At 62.5% G+C, this 16094-nt stretch carries 13 protein-coding genes and 1 pseudogene; 5 read left to right on the forward strand and 9 right to left on the reverse strand.

Annotated features, from left to right (window positions below; genetic code table 11):
• Positions 1-45 precede the first annotated feature (45 nt).
• From BLO80_RS01070 to BLO80_RS30120, 6 genes and pseudogenes are all read right to left on the reverse strand, one after another.
• Complete coding sequence (locus BLO80_RS01070) at positions 46-2457, reverse strand: TonB-dependent receptor (RefSeq protein WP_092326203.1); 2412 nt, start codon at positions 2455-2457, stop codon at positions 46-48.
• Between the two features lie 100 nt (positions 2458-2557).
• On the reverse strand, positions 2558-3535 hold the full coding sequence (locus BLO80_RS01075) for a FecR domain-containing protein (protein WP_092326204.1): 978 nt from the start codon (positions 3533-3535) through the stop codon (positions 2558-2560).
• On the reverse strand, positions 3536-4051 hold the full coding sequence (locus BLO80_RS01080) for a sigma-70 family RNA polymerase sigma factor (protein WP_072405012.1): 516 nt from the start codon (positions 4049-4051) through the stop codon (positions 3536-3538). It abuts the gene before it with no gap.
• A gap of 97 nt (positions 4052-4148) precedes the next feature.
• On the reverse strand, positions 4149-5393 hold the full coding sequence (locus BLO80_RS01085) for an MFS transporter (protein ID WP_092326205.1): 1245 nt from the start codon (positions 5391-5393) through the stop codon (positions 4149-4151).
• 16 nt (positions 5394-5409) lie between these two features.
• Positions 5410-5619 carry a hypothetical protein gene (locus tag BLO80_RS30115; protein WP_256574094.1) on the reverse strand — a complete coding sequence of 70 codons (210 nt, stop codon included), beginning with the start codon at positions 5617-5619 and terminating at the stop codon, positions 5410-5412.
• A gap of 95 nt (positions 5620-5714) precedes the next feature.
• Positions 5715-5783, reverse strand: a pseudogene (locus BLO80_RS30120) (hypothetical protein); the annotation flags it as partial.
• Between the two features lie 114 nt (positions 5784-5897).
• On the opposite strand from BLO80_RS30120, the gene BLO80_RS01095 reads away from it, so the two are divergent.
• The gene (locus BLO80_RS01095; protein ID WP_092326206.1) at positions 5898-8120 is read left to right on the forward strand and encodes a TonB-dependent receptor; all 2223 of its coding nucleotides are present in this window, start codon (positions 5898-5900) and stop codon (positions 8118-8120) included.
• Between the two features lie 134 nt (positions 8121-8254).
• On the opposite strand, the gene BLO80_RS01100 is transcribed toward BLO80_RS01095, so the two are convergent.
• The 3 genes from BLO80_RS01100 to BLO80_RS01110 form a co-directional block, all read right to left on the reverse strand.
• Positions 8255-8473 (reverse strand): tautomerase family protein, encoded by a 219-nt coding sequence (locus BLO80_RS01100; RefSeq protein WP_003200762.1) that lies wholly within the window; start codon positions 8471-8473, stop codon positions 8255-8257.
• A gap of 137 nt (positions 8474-8610) precedes the next feature.
• The gene (locus BLO80_RS01105; RefSeq protein ID WP_092326207.1) at positions 8611-10395 is read right to left on the reverse strand and encodes an IlvD/Edd family dehydratase; all 1785 of its coding nucleotides are present in this window, start codon (positions 10393-10395) and stop codon (positions 8611-8613) included.
• Positions 10396-10442: 47 nt separating this feature from the next.
• Positions 10443-11624 (reverse strand): fumarylacetoacetate hydrolase family protein, encoded by a 1182-nt coding sequence (locus BLO80_RS01110; protein WP_092326208.1) that lies wholly within the window; start codon positions 11622-11624, stop codon positions 10443-10445.
• A gap of 114 nt (positions 11625-11738) precedes the next feature.
• Between BLO80_RS01110 and BLO80_RS01115 the strand changes: the two genes are divergently transcribed.
• The 4 genes from BLO80_RS01115 to BLO80_RS01130 all read left to right on the forward strand — a co-directional run bounded on the left by BLO80_RS01115 (position 11739) and on the right by BLO80_RS01130 (position 15979).
• On the forward strand, positions 11739-12677 hold the full coding sequence (locus tag BLO80_RS01115; RefSeq protein ID WP_072404995.1) for a LysR family transcriptional regulator: 939 nt from the start codon (positions 11739-11741) through the stop codon (positions 12675-12677).
• A gap of 306 nt (positions 12678-12983) precedes the next feature.
• Complete coding sequence (locus tag BLO80_RS01120; RefSeq protein WP_092203592.1) at positions 12984-14363, forward strand: MFS transporter; 1380 nt, start codon at positions 12984-12986, stop codon at positions 14361-14363.
• Positions 14360-15100 (forward strand): SDR family oxidoreductase, encoded by a 741-nt coding sequence (locus tag BLO80_RS01125; protein ID WP_092326209.1) that lies wholly within the window; start codon positions 14360-14362, stop codon positions 15098-15100. Before BLO80_RS01120 ends, BLO80_RS01125 begins: the two co-directional genes overlap by 4 nt.
• A gap of 30 nt (positions 15101-15130) precedes the next feature.
• Positions 15131-15979, forward strand: a complete 849-nt coding sequence (locus BLO80_RS01130; protein WP_092326210.1) for an ureidoglycolate lyase — start codon at positions 15131-15133, stop codon at positions 15977-15979.
• Positions 15980-16094 lie beyond the last annotated feature (115 nt).

Raw genomic sequence — 16094 nt, forward strand, 5'->3', positions numbered from 1 at the left:
GCCGGACCGGACAACGGCGCCAGTCGCCGCCCCGGCCCGCAGGTTTCAGAAATCAACGGTGGCGGATAACAACAGCGTGCGCGGTGCGCCTTGGGAGAACGCGCCATAGGACGCGACCCCCGACCAATAGGCGCGGTCAAAGACGTTTTGCACCGTGGCGCGAAATGTCGTGGGGCGTTCGGCAATGCGCGTGGCATAGCGGGCACCGACATCGAAGCGGGTCCAGGCATCCAGTTCCTGGGTGTTGGCCTGGTCGACGTACTGGCTGGCGGTGTAGATCGCACCGCTGGTCAGTGTCAGCCCGTCGATGCCCGGGGTGTCCCACTCGGCCCAGAGGTTGGCCTGGACCTTGGGCACGCCCACCGGTGTATTACCGCGGTTGGCGGTGACGCTGGTGCGGGTCAGTTCCCCGTCGAGTAGCGTCACGCCACCGAGCAGGCGCGTGCCCCGGGCAATCTCGCCGGACAGGTTCAGTTCCACGCCACGGTTGCGTTGCTGGGCCTGGACCGAAAACACCCCGGACGACAATTCACCGCTGGGTTTCTTGATCTGGAACAGCGCCAGCGTGGCCATGAAACGTTCGTAGTCGACCTTGACCCCGATCTCCTGCTGGCGGGAGATGTAGGGTGAAAAAACCTCTTCGGCGTTCGTGGCGGCAGACGGCGCGATGTCGCCCTTGCTCAGGCCTTCGATGTAGTTGTAGTACAGCGCGACATGGTCCCAGGGCTTGGCGACGATACCGAGCAGGGGTGTGGTCTTGCTTTTATCGTAGGACGGGGTGGCGACGGTGGTGTTGTAGTTGTCCGACTGGATGTTTTGCCGGCGCAACCCGAGGGTGACTTGCAGGCGCTCATCGAGCACCGACAAGGTGTCGGCCAAGGCGACGCCCGACAGTTCGCTTTCGGAGACTTTTGGCGTGTGAGGTTCGGCGAGGTTGGGCCTGGGCCGGTCGACCGGGTGATAGATGTTCGAGAGGATGGCGGGGCCGGAAACAATGCCCCGGGACAATTCATCGCGATAACGGCTGACTTGCAGCACCGCGCGGTGGCTGACCGGCCCGGTGTCGAAGCCCAGGCGCGCGCCGGCGTCTACGGTGTAGCGCTGGACGTTGAATTTGTAATAACCGGGAACCGATGACGTGTCGCCGGCGGCGTTGATGATGGTCGGGGTCTGGTCGGACATGCGCTCGACCTCGGATTTTCCGCCGCCGGCGTGGGCAAACAGGGTCAGCTGGTCGTTGACGTCGTACTCGCCACTCAACAACGCCGACTTATCCCTGGCCCGGGAGCGTCCCCAGTCCTGGCTGACACTGGTGCGGCCGTTGGCGGCGGAGGGAATTTGCACGCCAGGGGCGATCAGAAAAGGGCGTGAGGCGGCGTCGAACTTTTCATCCTGGCTGATCAGGTCGAGGGTCATGCGCAAGCTATCACCTTGGTAATCCAGGGCCATGGCGCCGGTACCGACGTCTCGGGACTGCTTGTCGATGGCCGTGTCACCCTGCTGCAGGCTACCGTTGAGCCTGATCCCGAACCGGCGTTCTTCGCCAAAGCGCCGACTGACGTCGAGGTGGCCGCCCAGTTGTGAGTCCGTGGCGTAGCGGCTGCTGAATCGGGTCAGGTCCTCGTCGAGGGCGCGCTTGGGGACCACGTTGATCACGCCGCCCACGGCGCTGTTGGGCGACATGCCATACAGCAGCGCGGCGGGCCCCTTGACCAGTTCGATGCGCTCGGCGTAATCGGTGAACACCCGGTAATTGGACGCCACGCCATACACACCGTCGAAAGCCAACTCCCCGAGGTTGCCTTCCCCCAGCGGAAAACCGCGGATGAAGAACGAGTCGACGATGCCGCCCGCCTGGCCAGTGGAGCGCACCGAAGCGTCGCGTTCCAGCAAGTCGCCCACGGTGGTCGCCTGTTGATCCCTGATCATCGTCGAGGTGTAGCTGCTGACGCTGAACGGTGCATCCATTACATCGGCGTTGCCCAGCAGGCCGAGGCGTGCGCCGCGGGCGACCTGGCCGTTGGCGTCGGTAGGTGGCAGGTCGGTGCTGCGTCTGCCGGCGGCGTCGACGCTGATCTGCGGCAAGGTCACCCGGCGCAGCACCAGTGTGTAGCTGCCATCGTCGCGGGCAACCATCTCCACGCCGCTGTCGGCCAGCAGATGGGTGAGTGCTTGCGCTGCCGGATACGTGCCGGAAAGTCCCGGGCTGACCAGGCCCTCAGTGATCAAGGGCTGGAACGACAAGGCAATGCCGGCGGTCACCGCAAAGCGCGACAGGGCAGGGCCGAGCGGCCCCGGGGCGATGTCATAGGCGCGGGGGGCGACGGTTTCCAGTTGCGCGGGCGCGGCGGCGAAGGCGAACGGCCCGGTGACCCCGCTCAACGCAAGGCTCAACAGCACACTGCGCATGACGGGCTTGGACGGACGATCCGGACGCAGGGGCCGTGCAACGAGCATGGATGGATGACCCTATGGACGAGATGAAATGGTTATTCCTTTCTTTGCCAGTTGAGATCAAAAAAAGTATCACCCGAGCAGCAAATAATTTTTTGTGGGGTCAGGCTGGGGAGAGCGTCACCCAGTAACCGCTCAAATGACCGGTGACCAGGACCGGGTAGGTTTGCACCAGCATGTTGAGCGTGCGCTGGGTATCGCTGATGGGAAACGCGCCGGACACCCGCAGTTCGGCAATGGCCGGGTCGCAACGCACGAAGCCTCGGCGATAGCGCGCCAGTTCGGCGACGAAATCCGCCAGGCGCATCCTGTCTGCCATCAGCATGCCTTGGGTCCAGGCGCTGGCGTTGCGATCTGTCGGGGTCAACGGGCCGAAGGCCTGGGAGGAGAAGTCGGTGCGCTGTCCGGCGTTGACGATGAGCGGCGCGGCCTGGCGAGCCTCGGTCAACTCAATCCGCACCGCGCCTTCGAGTACCGCCAGATGGGTGCGCGATGGCAGTTGGCGCACGATGAACCGCGTACCCAGGGCCTGCATCCGGCCTTCGCGGGTGCTGACCAGGAACGGTCGGGCCTGTGGCAAGGCATCCGGCGCGGTCTGCACCAGGACTTCCCCTTCGCGCACATGGAGGAGCCGCTGTCGGGTGTCGAACAGCACGTCGATGGCTGTGCTGGTATTGAGGGTGAGGTGAGAGCCGTCGGCCAGGGTCAACTCGCGGCGCTCGCCGATGGCGGTGCGGTAGTCGGCGGACCATTGCTGCGATTGCGCCAGTTTCCAACTGCCCCAACCGACAGGCACCGCTGCCAGCAGCAACGCCAGTTTGCCGAGGGCCGCGCGCCGTTCGGGGCTGCTTGGGCGATCCAGCGCCGACATCGCCAACGCGCGTGGCAAGCCGCCGAGCTTGCTTTGCAGCAATTGCGCACGAGACCAGGCCCGACCGCGCTCGGGGCTGCTGGCCCGCCAACATTCCCATTCGACGCGCTCGGTGTCACTGAGGTCGCTTTCGCTCAAGCGCATCAGCCACTCGGCGGCTTCTTCGAGGACCTTGGGGTCGAGCGGCGGCTCACGGCGACGAGTGAGCATTCATTCCACCAGCATCAAGCACTGTACGAATGCCTGCTTCATGTAGCGCTTGACCGTGATCAGCGAGACGTTTAGCTGTTGGGCGATGTCGTCGTATTTCAGGCCGCCGATCTGCGACAGCAGGAATGCCCGCTTGACCGGCGCCGGGAGGGTGTCGAGCATGGCGTCGATTTCGTGCAGGGTTTCCAGCACCAGAAAGCGCAATTCAGGGGACGGCACTTCCTGGGCCGGCAAATGCGCGAGCGCCTCCAGGTAGGCACGTTCCAGGGCCTTGCGCTGATACCAATTGATGAGAATGCCCTTGGCCACGCAGCTCAGGTAGGCCCGGGGCTGGTCAATGGCCGTGACTTGGGAGGCGAGAATGCGCGTGAAGGTGTCTTGCGCCAGGTCCGCCGCATCCATGGCGTTGCCCAGCTTCTTCTTCAGCGTGTTGTACAGCCAGCCGTGATGGCCGGCGTACAGGTCTTCGATCACGCGCAGATGCTGGTCGTTGTTCGCGGGCAGGGTTTCGCTCATGGCTGCGTTTTTTTTGCAATTGAGAAGTATTCCCAATGCTAAAGGACAACTTGCCTGCGGCGCAAGCGGCATGCAGGGTCCAAGGGAAACTCCTTGATCAGTCCCCGGGCGGGGCGGGGCTGGCTTGCAGGCTCGCGGGCCAGTACCGCAAGGCGACGATGGGGATCAGGGCCAACACATAGGCCAGGCAAACGAACAGGTAGGTGTACTGCAAGCCATAGACCTGACTGAGCAACCCACCGGCCGAGATGCCCGCGATCGAGGCGAATTGCGCAGTGCCTTGGGCTATGCCCAGCACCTGGCCTTGTCGCGCGCTGTCGGCGGATTTCGAGATCAACGCCATCAGCACCGGCGTGGTAGCCCCCAGCAGCACCCCCCAGATGAAGTAGACGACGACAAAGACGATGGCATTGCGCGTAACCCCCGCCAGGGCGGTCAGGGCGATGCAACCGAGCACGACGTAGATGATGCGGTGCAAGGTGTCCTGCTGGGTACGGTGCTCGAAGTAGCGCGACCAGGCCGTGGCCGAGAGGATGAAACCCAGCGCCAGCAAGCCGTAGCACAGGCCGACCACCGAGTTGCTGACGTCGAATACCGAGCTCACATACAAGGAGAATGAGGTCTGTGGCAGCATCCGGGCCAACAGCAGGATGCCCATGACCCACAGCAACGACAGCAATGGCGATCCTTGCCAGACGCTGCCGGTACGGCTCGCGGTCGTCGGGGCCTGGCTGACTGCGGGTTTTTTCACCGGTGGCACGTCCGGCAAGGTCACGGTGGCCACCACCGTGCATACCGCGCACAAGGCCGAGGCGATGATGTTGATCCAGAAGAAGGTGGCGTAGTCGAGGATCAGGCCCCCGACCACCGCGCCGAGCAATGAGCCGACGTTGGTGGATATTTGCAGGATCGCGAACAGCCGCGCCCGTCGCGAGGGGGCTTCGATGCTGACGCCATAGGCCTGGGCCGGGGCGATGTACCCGGCAAAGGCGCCCTGCAGGAACCGCAGCACCAGGATGATCCAGATGTCGCTGCACAGCGCCAGCCCGAGCTGAGTCAATGACAGGCCCGCCAGGGCGCGGATCATCATCAACTTATGACCGTAGCGATCACCGATACGGCCCCAGAAGGCACTGGTCAGAATGATGCCCAGCATCGGCCCGACATACACGGCGATGCTGGCGAAGCTGAAGACCGTCTCCGAGGACGTCAGCCCGCGCAGATGGACCGGCCAGAACGGCCCGCTCATTTCCATCGCACCCATGGAGATGAGCTGGATCGCGAATAGAAGGCAAATCAGGATTCTGACGTTCGAACCCTGGATGGCACCTGCGTGGGACATGACTCAGCCTCGGTGGTTAAACGCTCGCAAGCGGGTGGGTCAGCGTGTGCTGTAAACGATAGTTGGAGTACTGCAGCAGGTGCATGCGCAACAACGATCGGGTCGGCCACAAGGCGATCTTGTGCAGGTGGGTGAGGAACACCGCGTCGAGCACGCACATGCGCATCGGCTCGATATCTTCCATGAACACGGTCGGCAAGATGCCCGGCTGCACATGAGGTTGCAAGATGTACCCGCGTTCCTCCAGCAGGGACGCGCGTAGCCGAAATCGCGGATCAGCAGGCTACGCGCTTTGCCATCGGGGGCAAACATCACCATGGTGTTTTGCTGATGGGCTTCAAGGCCGATGCCGTATATCAGGTAGATCGCGACCACTGGGCGGGTGACCACCTGAGGGCCCGGCGCACTCTGAAAAAATAATCCCCGGGAGGTGATACTTTTTCGCAGGTCGACTGGCAATAGGAGTGATTACCATTTTCTCTCGTTGAAAAGGATCCTTAAGCCATGTCTGTTGCACGTCGACCTTGTGGTGAGTCTGCGTTATCCCTCGCGATTCGTAGCGCCACGCTGAGTTTCATTCTGGTCGCAGGAAGCGCCACCGCCTGGGCGGCAACTCCCGAGCAGGCGCCTGCCGCCGATAAAACCCTGGACGTCTCCAACGACAACGGGCAAGGCTTGACCCTTGACGCCACCACCATCAGCGGCACCCACAACGATCCGGGCGCACTGCCACCCGTGCTGGCCGGCGGTCAGGTGGCGCGCGGTGCACGCTTGGGGATGATGGGCAACAAGGACGTGATGGACACGCCGTTCAGCGTGACCAGCTACACCGAAAAGACCCTGGCCGACCTGCAAACCGTGACCGTGGCCGATGCCCTGCAACGAGACCCTTCGGTGCGTTCGACGGGCCAGGTGGGCGGCATTGTCGATTCGTTTTTCATCCGTGGTTTTCCCATCGGCGAGGGCAACCTCGGCGAGTTGGCCTACGACGGTGTATACGGCGTGGCACCCAACTATCGGGTGTTCACCGACTACGCCGAACGGGTCGAAGTGCTCAAGGGGCCGGGTGCGCTGATGTACGGCATTTCTCCGAACAGCGGGGTGGGCGGGGTGATCAATATCGTTCCCAAGCGTCCGTTGGACGAAGACCTGACGCGCTTTACCGGCAGCTACGCGTCCGATTCCCAAGTGGGCGGGCACCTGGATGTCAGCCGTCGATTCGGCTCGGAAAACCAGTTCGGCGTGCGCTTCAACGGCAGCCTCGAGGGGGGCGACACGGCCATCGACGACCAGAAACGCGAACTCGACATCGGTGCTATCGCCCTGGATTATCGGGGCGAGCGTCTGCGCTTGAACCTCGACTTCATCAGTCAGAAAGAAAGCTTTGACGGCGCCTCGCGACCCTTCACCGTCGCGCCTGGCGTTGAAATCCCATCGGCCCCCAACGGTCGCACCAATGCGTCACAGAAATGGGGTTGGTCCGACACCAAGGAGCAGTCGGCCTTGCTGGGTGGCGAATACGACCTGACGGACGCGGTCACGGTGTTTGCCCACGCCGGTGGTGGTCGCTCGGACGTCAAGCGGATGTCCGACCAGGTACCAAGAATCCTCAACAACGCCGGCGATATCAGCAACACGCCGGGGTATTACAAATTCAACGTAGACCGTTCGACAGCCGATGTGGGGGGTCGTGGGGTGTTCGACACCGGCCCTGTCAGCCACACGACCACGCTGATGGCGACCACCTACCAGGATGAACTGTCCCGGGGGATCAACAACGGGCCGGAGGTCCGCTCGAACATCTATCACCCGGTGGACGTGCCCAAGCCGGCCATCAATGCGCCCAAGGTGCTGCGGATCTCCGAGTCGCAGTTGTCCGGCTTCGCCTTGACCGACACCTTGTCGGTCCTGGATGACCGTCTGCAACTGACCCTGGGGCTGCGTCGGCAAAATATCGAGTCGCGCAACTACAACGCCAGCGGCTCGGTCAGTTCCCGTTATGACGACAGCGCAACGACCCCGATGGTCGGCGTGGTGGTCAAGCCCTGGGAGGACGTGTCGCTCTACTACAACTATGTCGAGGGGCTGAGCAAAGGTGACGTCGCGCCAGGCAATGCGAGCAATGCCGGCGAAACGTTTGCACCTTATGAGTCCAAACAGCATGAGGTTGGGGTCAAGTACGAGCACGGCACGTTCATGACCACCCTGGCGCTGTTCCAGATCGAGAAGCCCAGTGGCGAAATCGGTGCGAACAATGTTTTCTCTGTACAGGCTGAACAGCGCAACCGTGGCGTGGAGCTGAGCGTGTTCGGCGAAGTGGCCCCCGGCACACGCTTGATGGGTGGCGTGACATTGCTCGATGGTGAGCTGACGGATTCCGCCACAGCGGCCAACCGTGGCAATAAGCCGGTGGGCGTGCCAGACGTACAAGCCAACCTGTGGGCTGAATGGGATACCCCGTGGGTGGAAGGCTTTACCCTCACCAGCGGCGCGATCTACACCAGCAGCCAATACGTGAACCAGGCCAACACCCAGGAGCTGGATGCCTGGACCCGCTTCGATGCCGGCGCTCGTTACGCCACCAGGATCGAAGGTCGACCGACGACTTTCCGAGCCACGGTCCAGAACGTCTTTGACCGCGAGTACTGGTCGGGTGTCGCCTCGTACGGTGCCTTCTCTCCAGGCTCGCCGCGCACACTGCAGTTGTCGGCTACGGTGGATTTCTGAGGCATGGCGAGGGGTGGCTCAAGCACAAGGTCACCCCTGTCACTCTTCTTTCCTGATCTCTTCTCTATAAGGTAAGGCTATTCACTCAAGAAAAACGATGAACCTGTGGCCAGACAAACCTTAAGCGAACAGCATTATTGGCCTTTGGCAGGCAGCCCCATCTTCGCCAGCGTCAGCGTTTCATCGGCACGCCCCCAGCCACCGTCTGCCACCTCTTCGACCAGGACCATGGTGAATGGACGGACCCCTTCGCCGAAGTATTCGACGAACATTTCCGTGGTGCGATGGATGATCTCTTCCTTGCGGGCGTGGTCCAGGATTCCTTCGGGAAATTTGTAGTTGGCAAATGGCATGGATCGACTCCGTGGGTGTGAAAGATTCGGCAGGGGCGATGGCCCCTGGCGCGCATCTTTCTCCTTTAAGCCCGTTGAATAAACCCTTCTGGATTGGCATCTGAATTCAACGTGTGTGAACAATTGCCCCCTTGGACTCAGTGCGAATGACGCGGCTCGCCACTGCGGGCGATCACGCGCAGATGCAACGTGGCAGGCTCCAGGCAGCCCCCAGTGGACAATTGTCCGACCAGTTGCCGGTACAGTTCCTGCCAGGGTGTTTGCGACGGTGGGATGTTCGGTGTCCATTCGAGTCGGCGCCGGGCCATTTCTTCGTCGTCGATCAGCAGGTTCACGGTGCGTGTGTTCAGGTCCACTTTCAGCCGGTCGTTGGTTTGCAGCAATGCCAGGCCGCCGCCCACGGCTGATTCAGGGGACATGTTCAGGATCGATGGGCTCGCCGAGGTGCCGCTCTGGCGCCCGTCGCCCAGGCAGGGCAGGGAGTCGATGCCTTGTTTGATCAGCGCGGCCGGTGGGGCCATGTTCACCACCTCGGCGCTGCCGGGGTAGCCCACGGTGCCGACACCGCGAATGACGAGGATGCAGCGCTCGTCGATGTCCAGCGCCGGATCGTCGATGCGGGCGTGGTAATCCTCCGGTCCTTCGAACACGATGGCCCGGGCTTCGAAACTGTTCTCGGCACCGGGCTCGGAGAGGTAGGTCTTGCGAAACGCTTCGCCCACCACCGACATCTTCATGATCGCGCTGTCGAAGAAATTGCCGCTGAGCACGATGAAGCCGGCCCGGTGCTTGAGCGGGGTGTCGAAGGGATAGATCACATCGGCGTTGCTGGTCAGGCTGCCGCTGACGATTTCGCCGATGGTCCTGCCGCTGACCGTGGCGCAGTCTTCGTGCAGGCGCCCGGCTTTTTGCAGTTCGTGCATGACCGAGGGCACACCGCCGGCCCGATGGAAACCTTCACCCAGGTACTTGCCAGCGGGCATGCAATTGACCAGCAGCGGCACGTCCTCGCCAATCCGTTGCCAGTCATCCAGGCTCAGTTCGACGCCCATGTGCCGGGCGATGGCGATCAGGTGCGGCGGGCAGTTACTCGAAGCACCCAGGGCCGAGGCGACGGCGATGGCGTTCTCGAAGGCCTGGCGGGTCATGATCTGTGACGGACGAATGTCTTGCAGCACCAACTCACAGATGCGTTTGCCGGTGGCATAGGCCATTTGCCCGCGCTCGCGATAGGGCGCCGGAATGCTCGCGCAACCGGGCAGCGACATGCCCAGGGCTTCGGCCAGGGCGTTCATCGACAGGGCGGTGCCCATGGTGTTGCAGTGACCCACCGAAGGCGATGCCGCGGTGGTCATTTCCATGAAGCCTTCGTAATCGATCTCGCCGGCGGCCATTAGGTTGCGCGCATGCCAGAGCACGGTGCCCGAGCCGATCAGCTCGCCCTTGTGATGGCCGTCGAGCATCGGCCCGCCGGACAAGACAATGGCGGGCAAGTCGGTGGTCGCCGCCGCCATCAGGCAGGCGGGCGTGGTCTTGTCGCAACCGGTGGTGAGCACCACGCCGTCCAACGGGTAGCCGTGGAGGATTTCCACCAGCCCCAGGTAGGCCAGGTTGCGGTCCAGGGCAGCGGTGGGCCGACGCGACTGTTCGGCGATCGGGTGCACCGGGAATTCCATGGGGATGCCACCGGCGTCGCGGATGCCGGCCTTGACCCGTTGGGCCAGTTCCAGGTGATGACGGTTGCAGGGGGTCAGGTCGCTGCCGGTCTGGGCGATGCCGATGATCGGGCGTCCCGATTGCAGCTCTTCGCGGGTCATGCCGTAGTTCATGTAGCGCTCGACATACAGGGCGGTCATGTCCGCGTGAGCCGGGTCATTGAACCATTGCTCGCTGCGCAGGCGGCGTTTAGGCGTGTCACTCATGATTCATGTCTCTCTTGTAATTGGATGAATCGGTCACGGTCGTAGCGTCAGCGGCCCAGCAGTCCACGGGCGGCGAGGTTGCGCAACAAGGCGCTGACGCCAAAGGTCCAGGGGGCGGCGTCGCAGCTGTGGGTCACCTGATTATGCAGGCTGCCGAGCAATGGGCTGCTGATGCTGACCCGGTCCCCGCGCTTGTGGGTGAAACCGCTGCCGGGATGGTCGCGGTCTTCGGTGGGGGCGAACAGGGTACCGAGAAACAGCACAAAACCATCCGGATATTGGTGGTTGGCGTTGAGTGTCTGGCTTGCCAGGTCCTGCGGGTCACGGCTGATCTGGCTCATGGAGCTCGAACCGTGCAGGCGGTAACCATCTTCGCCTTGTACCTGGAGGTCGACCACGCAGGCGCGTACGTCATCCAGGCTGAAGTGTTCGTCGAACAGGCGAATGAACGGCCCGATGGCGCAGGACGCATTGTTGTCCTTGGCCTTGCTCAGCAACAGCGCGCTGCGACCTTCAATGTCTCGCAGGTTGACGTCGTTGCCCAGGGTGGCGCCGTGGATCTGGCCACGGCTGTTTACCGCCAGCACCACTTCCGGTTCCGGGTTGTTCCATTGCGATACCGGATGAATGCCAATTTGGCTGCCGCTGCCCACGGCGGACAGGACCGGCGCTTTGGTGAAGATCTCCGCATCCGGGCCGATGCCGACTTCCAGGTACTGCGACCACATGCCCTGTTCGATGAGCAAGGCTTTCAGGCGCATGGCTTGTTCGGAACCCGGCACGATCGCCCGCAGGTTATCGCCGATCACGTTGTGCACGGTGGCGCGTACCGCCTCGGCCCTTGCCGCGTCGCCGCCTGCCTGTTCCTCGATTACTCGCTCGATCATGCTGGCGGCGAAGGTCACGCCGGCGGCCTTGATCACTTGCAAGTCCAGCGGCGGCAACAGAAACGGCTTGGCCGGGTCGGCATGAAGGCCGGTGTTGGCCAGCAGCGCTTCGACGCTGGCGATGAAAGTGCCGGGCGTTTGCCTGACCGCCGCCAACGGTGAGGACGTTTCCAGCACATCGCTCAAGGTCGCGAAACGGTCCGACAGGTCGAATACCCCATCACTGCGCAGCACGACGGGTGAAGGCCCGGCGACACGGCCAGGCACCCAGGCACGACCGATCAGGGTACCGGCGACGCCATCCACTGGCAGGGTGTTCTCGGGAGTAAGCATCAGCGACATGGGCAGTCTTCCTGGTTCGTAAAACTTTCAAGCTAGGGCGCGCGGTTGATGAACTCCAATGAGATATATTCAGTATCTGATAACGTCCGGTTATTGCATCGTTGAGGGTTGCCCATGTCCGATCTGTCTTTCTCCAGCTTCTGCGGCTGGCTCAAATTCCGCCATCTGCTGTTGATCGATACCTTGGGGCGCACCTGCAACATGCATCTGGCGGCCGAGCAGATGAACCTCAGCCAGCCCGCCGTGAGCAAGATGCTCAAGGAAATCGAAAGCCTGCTCGGCTTCGCCCTGTTCGAGCGCCGCCCCCGGAGCATGCCGCCCACCGCATTGGGCGAACATGTGCTGCGTTACGCGCAGATCGCCTTGAACGATGCACGTTCGTTCGTCGAGCAAATCAGCAGCCTGCGCGAAGGCGGCCATGGCTACCTCAAGGTCGGCGGTATCTTTGCCGCGACGGCGGTGGCTTTGCCCGAGGCGATCCTGCAGATCAAGCAACGCTGGCCCTTGCTGTCCATCGAGGTGGTGGAGCAGACCAGCAACCATTTGATGAAGATGCTTGAAGAGAAAAAACTCGACCTGGCAGTGGCCCGGTTTACCGAGCAAAGCCAGCAACAGCGCTACGACTTCCAACCCCTGGCCCCGGAACCGTTCTGCATCGTGGTCAATGACCGCCATCCCCTGGCGAACGCCGGGCCGACCTCCCTGCAGCAACTGGTGGACCTGCCATGGATTCTCTACCCGGTTGGCACGCCGATCCGTGCGCGCATGGAACTGGCCTTTGCCGAGGCCGGGGTGGGGATGCCGCGCAATACCATCGACACCATTTCCATGCAGACCTTTCTCCAGGTGCTGCAACGCGGGCCCATGATCGGCATGCTGCCCAATGCCATGGTCGATCCGTTGCTTGAAAGCGGCCAGCTCAAGACCCTCGATACCCCGCTGCACCTGGTGCCGCAGGACTACGGCATCCTCACGCGAAAGGACGAACCGCTGGTAGGCGCGGCGCTGGAGTTCGCCGAGATTCTCAAGGACAACGCCCGTTTGAGCGGTTAAGTGTGCCGCCGCCATCGCGAGCAAGCTCGCTCCCACAGTTGTTTGGTGTTGACTGAAAGATCCGCGACACTCCCGTCCCTGTGGGAGCGAGCTTGCTCGCGATGGCGGCGCATCAGCCTGCACTGAACCCTGTGGCGAGTACGCAGCAGTCCCGCTTGCCAAACCCAAGCCTCGATAACAATACGTTATCGACTAATCCAAAAATGCCATTGGGAAGAATCGATCCCCGACAGTAGAGTCCTCGTTCAACCGCCGGATGAGTCACTCATTCGACGTGACCCAATAAAAACAATCAGGGGTTACCTCATGCAAACCATCTCCGAGCCGTTGCCCGCCCAGGCCGCTTGCGAACCGGATTTCGAAGACCGGACCTACCGCAAGGTGATCTGGCGGATCCTGCCCGTGTTGCTGTTGTGCTACATGGCGGCGTACCTCGATCGGGTGAACATCGGGTTCGCCAAGCTCGACATGCTCAACGAGCTGCAATTCAGCAACACGGTGTATGCCTTGGGCGCCAGTATGTTTTTCTGGGGCTATTTCCTCTTTGAAGTGCCCAGCAACCTGTTGCTGCATCGCTTTGGCGCACGGTTCTGGATCGCCCGGATCATGCTCAGTTGGGCGGTGATCTCCATGGCCGTGGCCTACACCGTGCCGCTGGCGGCTTTCTTCCACATCGAATCGAGCACGATGTTCTATGTGCTGCGCTTCCTGTTGGGCATCTGCGAAGCGGGCTTTTTCCCGGGCGTGATCCTCTACCTCAACTACTGGTTTCCGACCCACCGCCAGAGCCGGGTGATGTCCGGGTTCCTGCTGGCGCTGCCCGTGAGCCTGACCCTGGGCGGCATACTCTCCGGCTGGCTGATGAACAGCATGCAAGGGGTGCATGGCCTGTCTGGCTGGCAATGGATGCTGCTCATCGAAGGCATCCCGTCGATCATCATGGCGTTCGTGGTGATCGTCTGCCTGGCCGATAACATTGACAAAGCCAAATGGCTGACGGTCGCGGAAAAAGCCCTGCTCAAGGCCAATCTGCAAACCGACAACCAGGGCAAGGCCACGCGCTTGAGCGAAGTGTTCTTCAACCCGCGGGTGTGGTTGCTGGTATTGATCCTGCTGACCTTCAACACCGGTTTCTACGGCCTGGCGTTCTGGATGCCTTCGATCATCAAGAGCACCGGCATCACCAACAGCTTGCACATCGGTTTGCTCACCGCCATCCCGTATTCGGTGGCGGTGGTGGCGATGCTGCTCAACGCCCGACACTCCAACCGCACCGGTGAGCGGCGCTTGCATGCGGCGATCCCGGCGTTCATTGGCGGCGTCGGCCTGATCCTCAGCGCCTTCTTCGCTGACAACCTGGTGTTGTCCGTGCTCTTTCTCAGCGTCTCCGCTTCGGGGATCCTCAGCCTGATGCCGATTTTCTGGACCCTGCCAGGCACCGTGCTGTCGGGGGTCGCCGCGGCAGCCGGCATCGGCATGATCAACGCCATCGGCAACCTGTCGGGCTTCACCGGCTCGATGATCACTGCCGTGGCCGAAACCCTCACAGGCAACATCAACAACGGCACTTATGTGCTGGCCTTGTGTCTTTTGGTCAGCGGCGGGCTGATCCTGGCCATCCCCGCTTCGATGCTCGGCAGGACCCCCAAGCACGCCGCCACGGCAGCGCAACTGGAGACCGCATGAACCTGCAGAACAAGCGCGTGCTGGTGACGGCAGCGGGGCAGGGCATTGGCTTGGCCAGCGCCATTGCCTTCGCCCGGGCCGGGGCCGAGGTGATCGCCACGGACATCGATATCCATGCCCTGGCGGGGCTCGAAGAGGTCACCGCCATGCCCTTGGATGTCACCTCGACCGCTGCCATTAGTGCCGCCTGCGAGCGCATCGGCGGGCTCGACGTGCTGTTCAACTGCGCAGGCTACGTGCACAGTGGCAACATACTGCAATGCGACGAAGCGGCCTGGGCACGCTCGATGGACCTCAATGTCACGGCCATGTACCGCATGATCCGCGCCTTCCTGCCAGGCATGCTGGCCCGGGGCGGCGGCTCGATCATCAACATGTCGTCGGTGGCCTCCAGCGTCAAGGGCGTGCCCAATCGCTTCGCCTATGCCTCCAGCAAGGCGGCGGTGGTGGGCCTGACCAAGACTGTCGCCGTCGACTTCGTCAGCCAGGGCATCCGCTGCAACGCGATCTGCCCGGGCACCGTGGACTCGCCTTCGCTGCGCCAGCGTATCGCCGACCAGGCCGTGCAACAGGGCGTCGATGAGGCGCAGGTCTACCGGCAATTCCTCGACCGCCAGCCCATGGGGCGCATCGGCAGCACTGAAGAGATCGCCCAGTTGGCGGTGTACCTGGGCAGCGATGCGTCTGCCTACACCACGGGTGCCATTCACGTCATCGACGGTGGCATGAGCCTCTGAACCCGGTCTTCACTTGAGCAGGAGTACGACATGAAACTATTGCGCTACGGCGAAAAGGGTTCGGAAAAACCCGGGCTGTTGGATCGCGACAATCAGCTACGCGACCTCTCGGGCCATGTGCCGGACATCGCCGGTCAGGTCCTGGGCGCGGACAGCCTGGCAGCGCTCGCCGCCCTCGACCCGCGCAGCCTGCCGCTCGTTGCCGGCCAGCCACGCATCGGTGCCTGTGTCGGCCAGGTCGGCAAATTCATCTGCATCGGCCTGAACTACGCCGACCATGCGGCCGAGTCGAACATGGAGGTGCCGAAAGAGCCGATCATCTTCAACAAATGGACCAGTGCCATCTGCGGGCCGAACGATGACATCCAGATCCCGCGCGGCTCGCTCAAGACCGATTGGGAAGTCGAGTTGGGCGTGGTCATCGGTAAAGGCGGGCGCTACATCGACGAAGCCAATGCCATGGAGCATGTCGCCGGCTACTGCGTCATCAACGATGTGTCCGAGCGCGAATGGCAACTGGAGCGCGGCGGCACCTGGGACAAGGGCAAGGGCTTCGACACCTTCGGCCCACTTGGCCCCTGGCTGGTGACCCGGGATGAAATCGCCGACCCGCATACGCTGGATCTGTGGCTGGAGGTTGACGGACACCGCTATCAGAACGGCAATACCCGAACGCTGATCTTCAGCGTGCCGCAACTGATTGCCTATCTGAGCCGCTGCATGAGCCTGCAACCGGGGGACGTGATCTCCACCGGCACGCCGCCCGGCGTCGGCTTGGGCATCAAGCCCGCCCCGGTGTTCCTGCGACCGGGCCAGACCATGCGCCTGGGAATCCAGGGCCTGGGCGAACAGCGCCAGGTCACGGTGCAGGCGGACTGATGGCTGGGCTCGCTGCCACAGTTTAATCTATAGCCCCTCAAGCCTCTGTGGGAGCGAGCTTGCTCGCGAAGGCGGCGTCACGGTCAATGAAGATGTTGAATGTGCTGGCCTCTTC

The sequence above is a fragment of the Pseudomonas sp. NFACC56-3 genome, from assembly GCF_900100025.1.
Classification (GTDB): domain Bacteria; phylum Pseudomonadota; class Gammaproteobacteria; order Pseudomonadales; family Pseudomonadaceae; genus Aquipseudomonas; species Aquipseudomonas fluorescens_AA.